Origin of the sequence: Sporosarcina sp. (assembly GCF_029257255.1) — a bacterium.
Classification (GTDB): domain Bacteria; phylum Bacillota; class Bacilli; order Bacillales_A; family Planococcaceae; genus Sporosarcina.
In genome coordinates this window covers 25,922-33,256 of the sequence record NZ_JARICI010000053.1, presented here as the reverse complement: position 1 = coordinate 33,256, position 7,335 = coordinate 25,922, and the positions used below count along the sequence as shown (strand labels likewise).

Annotated in this window: 7 protein-coding genes; all 7 read left to right on the top strand. The window is 44.2% G+C overall.

Translation table 11 applies throughout. The annotated features are described in order from the left end of the window. Positions 1-208 precede the first annotated feature (208 nt). The 7 genes from Q1J64_RS11385 to Q1J64_RS11355 all read left to right on the top strand — a co-directional run bounded on the left by Q1J64_RS11385 (position 209) and on the right by Q1J64_RS11355 (position 7,311). Positions 209-1,423, top strand: coding sequence for an MFS transporter (locus Q1J64_RS11385; RefSeq protein WP_301109188.1), 1,215 nt, complete (start codon positions 209-211; stop codon positions 1,421-1,423). A gap of 105 nt (positions 1,424-1,528) precedes the next feature. Then, positions 1,529-2,701 carry an MFS transporter gene (locus tag Q1J64_RS11380; RefSeq protein WP_301109187.1) on the top strand — a complete coding sequence of 391 codons (1,173 nt, stop codon included), beginning with the start codon at positions 1,529-1,531 and terminating at the stop codon, positions 2,699-2,701. Between the two features lie 90 nt (positions 2,702-2,791). Further along, the gene (cysK, locus tag Q1J64_RS11375) at positions 2,792-3,721 is read left to right on the top strand and encodes a cysteine synthase A (RefSeq protein ID WP_301109186.1); all 930 of its coding nucleotides are present in this window, start codon (positions 2,792-2,794) and stop codon (positions 3,719-3,721) included. 179 nt (positions 3,722-3,900) lie between these two features. Beyond that, positions 3,901-4,743: an ABC transporter ATP-binding protein gene (locus Q1J64_RS11370; protein ID WP_301109185.1), complete on the top strand. Its 843-nt coding sequence runs from the start codon at positions 3,901-3,903 to the stop codon at positions 4,741-4,743. Further along, positions 4,676-5,431, top strand: coding sequence for an ABC transporter permease (locus Q1J64_RS11365; RefSeq protein WP_301109184.1), 756 nt, complete (start codon positions 4,676-4,678; stop codon positions 5,429-5,431). The genes Q1J64_RS11370 and Q1J64_RS11365 overlap by 68 nt, the downstream gene beginning before the upstream one ends. A gap of 29 nt (positions 5,432-5,460) precedes the next feature. After that, complete coding sequence (locus Q1J64_RS11360; protein ID WP_301109183.1) at positions 5,461-6,465, top strand: aliphatic sulfonate ABC transporter substrate-binding protein; 1,005 nt, start codon at positions 5,461-5,463, stop codon at positions 6,463-6,465. A gap of 129 nt (positions 6,466-6,594) precedes the next feature. Then, entirely contained in the window at positions 6,595-7,311 is a 717-nt protein-coding gene (locus Q1J64_RS11355; protein ID WP_301109182.1) for an NAD-dependent deacylase, read from the top strand. Positions 7,312-7,335: the final 24 nt, after the last annotated feature.

Below are 7,335 nucleotides of genomic sequence, written 5' to 3'. Positions count from 1 at the left end.
CGACTCCTGCGGGAATAGCAATTACTTTTGCGAGTAAAAGCGAAGCGTTATGAGCATGAGCCTTGAGACCCCGCAGGAGCGTAGCGACGAGGAGGCTCAAGCCATGCCCGCGGAAAGCGTCCGCCTGGAACGGAAGTCAACGGTACTAAGTAACTTCGATAATGTTGATTTTGATTCAACTTATATAGATAAGGTGTGAAATGTTCATATGAAGAATTCTCCAACCGCTGCAGCAGCCAACAATCCGGTTTTCCCGATCATGATTGCAATTGGAATCTGTCATTTATTCAATGACACGTTGCAGGCAGTCATTCCAGCGATGCTGCCGATTTTAAAGGAAGCACATGACTTTTCATTTAAACAATTAGGTTTCATTGCGTTCTCATTAAATATCATCGCCTCGTTGCTTCAACCTGTGATCGGCTATTTCAGTGACCGCAAGCCGAAACCGTTTGCGTTGCCTATCGGTATGACGTTTTCATTGGTCGGTATGGCCGGTCTTGCGTTAGCGCCGAATTATTGGTTGATAATTATTTCCGTCATGCTCCTCGGATTTGGTTCCGCTGTTTTCCATCCCGAAGGCTCCCGTGTATCATTTTTGGCGGCGGGGAATAAGCGCGGACTATCGCAGTCTATTTATCAAGTAGGAGGGAACTCCGGACAGGCACTTGCCCCGCTCATTAGTGCATTTGTACTTGTGCCGCTCGGTCAGATCGGGGCTGCGGTATTTGTTTTAGTCGCGGCAGCAGGAATCGCGCTGTTAACCCGTATTTCCATGTGGTATAAAAGACAGCTTGATGAGGAAAGACTCGGTAATAGAAAGAAAGTTTTACTGACGACGATGGAAAACTTGACGAAGAATCAAGTGGTAACTGCACTCATTCTGTTAATGGTCATCATTTTTGCACGCTCATTTTATGTAACAAATATCACCAGTTTTTATATCTTTCATTTGATGGAGAATTATGGCCTGTCGATTACACACGGCCAGCTGTATATTTTCTTATTCCTTGCGCTAGGTGCAGCGGGTACATTCTTTGGTGGACCGATGGCGGATAAAATCGGTCGGAAGAAAGTCATTGTGCTGTCATTGATTGTTCCGCTTCCGCTCTGTCTGTTGCTGCCGTATGCTCCGTTATGGGCGGTCATACTGCTGCTGCTTGTCATTGGGTTTTTCATCATGCTCAGCTTTTCTGTGACAGTCATTTACGCACAGGAACTCGTACCGTCGAAAATTGGAACGATGGCAGGATTAACAGTGGGTCTTGCATTCGGAATGGGTGCAATTGGTGCAGTGGCCATTGGGGCATTGATGGACTATATTGGTGTTTATCAAACGATGATTATCACTTCATTCCTGCCTTTTATTGGGCTTGTCGGTCTGGCACTGCCTCGTGATCAGCAAATCAAAGCTTCGGTGTAAGTAGAAGAAAGTCTGCAGCCCTTATCTGCAGACTTTTTTTGAGCATTGACAGGCGTAGGACTTGCAAGTAGAATCAGTGAATCTAAACAGGAATGGGGTGACATCTTGCAGTCAGCACAACGGAAAAAATTGTATATTCTAATGGTCAATATGTTCATCGCAGTCGGAAGTTTTGGAATCATCATTCCCATTTTACCAGCATATTTACTGTCGATAGGTCAAGCAGGAACAGCGGCAGGATTAATTATTGCATTGTTCGCTGCCGCGCAGTTCGTCATGTCACCGATTGCGGGCAGATGGGCAGACCAGTACGGCAGAAGAAAAATGATCATCAGCGGGTTGAGTGTTTTGGCCCTATCCATGTTTGTATTTTATTTCTCAGATTCTATTACGGTACTTTATATATCCCGTATTATCGGCGGAATTGGAGCGGCGCTACTTATACCCGCAATATTTGCATATGTTTCTGACATTACAACGATGGATCAGCGCGCAAAAGGCAACAGTATGATCTCAGCTTCCATGTCACTTGGCATCGTCATCGGTCCGGGAATTGGTGGGTTTCTTGCAGATTATGGATTGAAAGTGCCCCTGCTAGTTTCAGCTTTGGTCGGTCTGCTGGCGGTAGTGTTCTCTGCGATTTATTTAAAGGAAAGTCTGGAAGATAAACCGGAAGTCATGATGAAGCCGCAGTCCATGGTAAAGGAAATTAGGAATTCATTTGGCAAGCCCTATATTATTCCCCTTGTTATTACACTCGTCATGAGCTTTGGACTGATGGCGTATGAGTCGGTACTTGGTCTCTATATCGATAATTCCTTCGGTGCGACGCCGAAGGATATTGCGGTCATGGTGACAGCGACAGGAATCGTCAGCGTTGTCATTCAATTATTTGCGGTAGACTGGATTGTGCGGACTATTGGAGAACTCAATGTGTTGACTGTTTTTTTAGCAGTGGCGGCAGGCGGATTCTTGTTGTCAGTGATAGCAGGAAGTTATTCGATGTTTTTTATCGTAACTATGATCATTTTCCTCGCTTCTTCTATTCTACGTCCAGTGCTTACGACGCTTGTCTCAAAACTTGCAGGAAATGAACAGGGCTTTGCGATGGGAATGAATAACTCTTATATGAGTATCGGAAACGTTGCGGGTCCTTTATTGGCAGGACGATTATATGATGTAAATCATGATTTTCCATTTTTATTGGGATTGGCAGTACTGGCGATCACATTTGTCGGGACAATGATATGGCGCAAGAGAACAACAATTCGTTTATAGTCAAAACTCTTTAAAGTATATCTTTTAACTAGGAATATTATATCTTCTTTTGTTATACTGGTTTTATTAATGATAAAGAGGGTGTGCGGCATGACAGTTGTAAATAACGTGGCAGAGTTAATAGGCGACACGCCGTTGGTAAAAGTTCGAACGCTCGGTGATCCGAATGGTGCAGCAGTCTATGTGAAATTGGAATATTTTAATCCGAGCCGCAGCGTCAAGGATCGGGCTGCCTATCAAATGCTCGTAGAAGCAGAAAAAAGCGGTGAGCTGAAACCTGGTGCAACAATCATTGAACCTACTTCTGGCAATACAGGCATCGGACTTGCTATGAACGCTGCCGCCAAAGGCTATCCTGCGATTTTCGTAATGCCGGACAATTCAACAATAGAGCGTATTCGATTGATGAAAGCATATGGTGCCAAGGTCGTCTTAACGCCGAGTAGTGAGCGTATGCCGGGTGCCATCGCAAAAGCCAATGAAATCGCTGCTTCAATTGAAAACAGTTTTATTCCCATGCAGTTTGAAAATGAAGCGAATCCCGACAGTCACCGGCATACGACAGCTGTTGAAATCATTGAATCGATCAAGTCGATCAATCGGAAACTGACAGCATTCGTCTGTACATCAGGAACCGGGGGAACAGTAACAGGAACGGGGGAATCGCTGAAACAACATGACCCCGATATTACCGTTCATGTTGTAGAACCTGCAGGATCTCCGGTATTATCTGGTGGGCAGCCAGGTAAGCATAAGCTAGTTGGCACAAGTCCTGGATTTATTCCGCCTGTTCTGAATACGGATGTTTACGATGAAATCTTCCAAATTGAAGACGATGAAGCATATGAAACAGTACGGAAATTTGCGAGACAGGAAGGCGTACTGCTTGGACCATCCGGCGGCGCTTCACTTTATGCAGCCTTGCAAGTAGCAAAGCGTTTAACTCCTGAAGATACAGTCGTCTGTATTGCGCCTGATTCCGGTGAACGTTATTTATCTAGTGATTTGTTTACCGAATAAAATACTAATTCACCAGCCTCTTCTGCTTAGCAGGAGAGGTTTTTTACGTCGAAAAAAAGAATATTAAAAATAGTGTTGACAAAACCTATCTGAATGGTAGATTATATACATATGTTAAACAAATAGAATTAGTAGGGATTAAAACAACACTAAGCAAAACAATGACTGGGGGAGTTGGCATGTACTTATCAATCAATGGGATCGAAAAGAGCTTTCCCCATAAAGAAAAAGGGACTGTCAAGGTACTGGACAACATCAATTTGGATGTTGAAAAAGGACAATTCGTTTCTATCGTCGGACCTTCAGGCTGTGGTAAATCGACGATGCTTTATGTAATCGCAGGGCTTGAAAAAGCGGATAGTGGAACAATTGAAATTAATGGGAAACAAGTTAAAGGTTCCGGCTCAGACAGAGTGGTTGTTTTTCAGGAGGCGGGTCTATTCCCTTGGCTGACTGTGCTTGATAACGTCACGTACGGACTGTTGCTGAAAAAAATGCCGAAGAAGGAAGCGGAGCAAAAAGCGATTGAAATGCTCAAAATGGTGCACTTAGGAAATTATATTAATGCCTATCCACATCAGCTGTCAGGCGGTATGAAACAGCGTGTATCCATTGCAAGAGCGTTAGTGATGGAGCCGGATATTTTATTGATGGATGAACCTTTCGCTGCGCTGGATGAACAGACGCGAATGGTATTGCATAAAGAATTGTTGGATATCTGGAGTAAAACGAAAGTGACGATTTTCTTCATTACACATAATATCCGGGAAGCTGTACTGCTGTCGCAGAAGATAGTAGTTTTTGCTACAAGGCCAGGAAGAATTAAGGCAGTTTTCACATCTAAAGATTCTAAAGACGGCGTAGTGCCTAGTGATGTGACACTTCAGCTCGAGAAACAGATATTAGCAGAGCTGCAGGATGAAATAGAGAAGGTGCTGAAGGAGGAGATGGGCGATGACTACAGCTTTAAGACGAATAGTGTTTCTCGGGATACTAGTGGCGATATGGGAAGTCACATCTAGACTGTCAGAGTTGCCAGACTTTATGTTTCCGAGTTTCACACAAGTAATGACGACATTAATCTCCGGTCTGATCTCCGGACAAATCTTGATTGCAATTGGTGCGAGTCTCACACGGCTGCTCATTGGATTTACGGTAGCATCGATACTGGGTCTCGTACTTGGTTATTTAATTTGGCGCTATAAGCTGGTGGAAGATACACTCGGGTTTCTCGTGACAGCACTGCAGTCGATTCCTAGTATTGTCTGGTTTCCACTCGCAATCATCTGGTTCGGCCTAAACGATTTCGCTATTTTATTTATTGTGACATTAGGGGCTACCTGGACGATGATCGTTAATGCAACAAGTGGATTCAAAAATGTCCCGGTTCTATATCAGCAGGTTGCTAAATCACTGGGTTCAGGTGGATTTCACTTTTTGCGGACAGTAATTTTACCAGCATCTGTCCCGCAGCTGATTTCTGGCCTGCGTATAGCCTGGGCGTTCTCATGGAGGGCCCTCATGGCAGGGGAATTGCTCGGTGCCGGTGTAGGACTCGGCCAGCTTCTTGAAGCAGGTCGTGCACTTGGCCAGATGGATTTAGTCATTTCTGTAATGATCATCATTGGTGTGATCGGAACGATTATGGATAACGTATTATTCTTGCGGTTGGAACGGAATGTGGAACGAAAATGGGGAATACGGGCGTAACAAGCTCAATGGGAAAAGGGGAGAAGAAGATGAATAAAAAATTAATCGGTGTATTATTATCAGGGTTGGCAATAGTGGGGATCTTGTCAGGCTGCGGCAATAAAGATGCAGCGGAAATAGATAAAAATGAAGTGAAAATCGGCTACTTCCCGAATCTAACGCATATTGCAACAATCATTGGGTTAGAAAATAATTACTTCGCTGAAGAGTTTGGCGAAGACATCAAAATTTCTACAAAGACTGTCAGCAACGGCGGATTGTTCATGGAAGCGATGGCTACAAATTCAATCGATATCGGAACGGTAGGACCGGGTCCCGTGATCAACTACTTCGTGAAGGATCCTAAATACCATATTGTTTCTGGAGCAGTAAACGGCGGTGCGGTATTAGTGTCAGCAGGGCATAGCGGTATAAATGAACTTGCAGACTTAGACGGCAAACAAGTAGCAATTCCTGTAATTGGAAGCACGCAGGACGTAATGTTACGTAAAGCATTGAAAGATGTAAATCTGAAAGCAAAAGCAAACGGCGGAACTGTTGACTTCTTTGCAGCAGCACCGGCAGACACGGCGACACTATTCATTCAAAAATCAGTAGACGCAGCAGCAACACAAGAACCATGGGGCTATATTTTACAAAATCAGGCAGACGGTAAACTATTGCTGGACTGGGAAGACTTTGCATGGGGCAAGGAATCGACAAATACAGTAGTCGCGACAAGTGATCAGTTCCTAAAGCATGATGATTTAGTGAAAGCCTATTTAACGGCCCATGCAAGAGCTGTGCAGTTTGTACGTGATGAGCCCGAAGAAGCGCAGGCACTGGTGGTGAAGCATATAAAAGGGCTGACAGGGAAAGAGTTAGGTAAAGAAGAGCTCGAAGCAGCATTCAGCCGGATTGAAGTAACGACAGAGGTGAATGAAGACGTTCTGCAAGAGATGGCAGATATCAGTCAAGAAGCGGATTACATTAAGACAAATGAAATCGACGGTCTAATTGATCTTCAAGTAATCAAAGGTATTACATCAAAATAGTGGCTGGCGGGTATCCATAGTGGATGCCCGTTTTTTCATTTCATTAAGGTTTTGTCAATCTTGCTGAAAACATTTTGTGCTACTATAAGAATAGAACGTAATTTCGCTATTATGAAAGGATGAGTGTCTATGCTAGCTGATTTACTGAAGGAATCGAAGCGCACAATCGTTTATACGGGAGCAGGAATGTCTACGGAAAGCGGACTGCCAGATTTTCGATCTGCGAAGACTGGTATGTGGGAAATGGAAGATCCTGCGAAGGTGGCAAGTGTCACAGCGCTCAATCAGCAATTCGATCAATTTTTCCAATTCTATAAACAGCGTGTGCTGGCTGCCAAGGAAGCGGGTCCCCATGAAGGACACCGCATCCTTTCCAAATGGGAAGAGCGAGGATTGATTTCGGGCATCATTACGCAGAATGTGGATGGTTTTCATACGCTGGCGGGATCGAAGAATGTCATGGAACTGCATGGTACGCTTCGCGAAGTACGTTGCGAGACCTGTGGCAAAGTGTACGGCAATGAGCGCTATGAACAAGATGAATTCTATTGTGAATGCGGTGGGAAACTGCGTCCTGCTGTCGTTTTATTCGGTGAAATGCTGCCAGAAGAAGCTTTTCTACAAGCGATCTTTGAAAGTGAAAAAGCTGACCTGTTTATCGTACTTGGTTCATCCCTGACTGTTTCTCCAGCTAATCAATTTCCTATGCTGTCAAAAGAGAACGGAGCTAAACTCGTCATCATCAATATGGAACCAACCTCCATGGATTATCTTGCCGATCTAGTGATCAATGAGAGAAAAATCGGTGAGATCCTACATGAAGCAGAAAAGAAACTTCAAAATTAAATTTTACTTTTAGCGAGCTGTACC

Coding starts and splice junctions, on each gene's coding strand:
- Q1J64_RS11385 (WP_301109188.1), top strand. CDS start 209: ATGAAGAATTCTCCAACCGCTGCAGCAGCCAACAATCCGGTTTTCCCG.
- cysK (WP_301109186.1), top strand. CDS start 2,792: ATGACAGTTGTAAATAACGTGGCAGAGTTAATAGGCGACACGCCGTTG.
- Q1J64_RS11370 (WP_301109185.1), top strand. CDS start 3,901: ATGTACTTATCAATCAATGGGATCGAAAAGAGCTTTCCCCATAAAGAA.
- Q1J64_RS11365 (WP_301109184.1), top strand. CDS start 4,676: ATGACTACAGCTTTAAGACGAATAGTGTTTCTCGGGATACTAGTGGCG.
- Q1J64_RS11360 (WP_301109183.1), top strand. CDS start 5,461: ATGAATAAAAAATTAATCGGTGTATTATTATCAGGGTTGGCAATAGTG.
- Q1J64_RS11355 (WP_301109182.1), top strand. CDS start 6,595: ATGCTAGCTGATTTACTGAAGGAATCGAAGCGCACAATCGTTTATACG.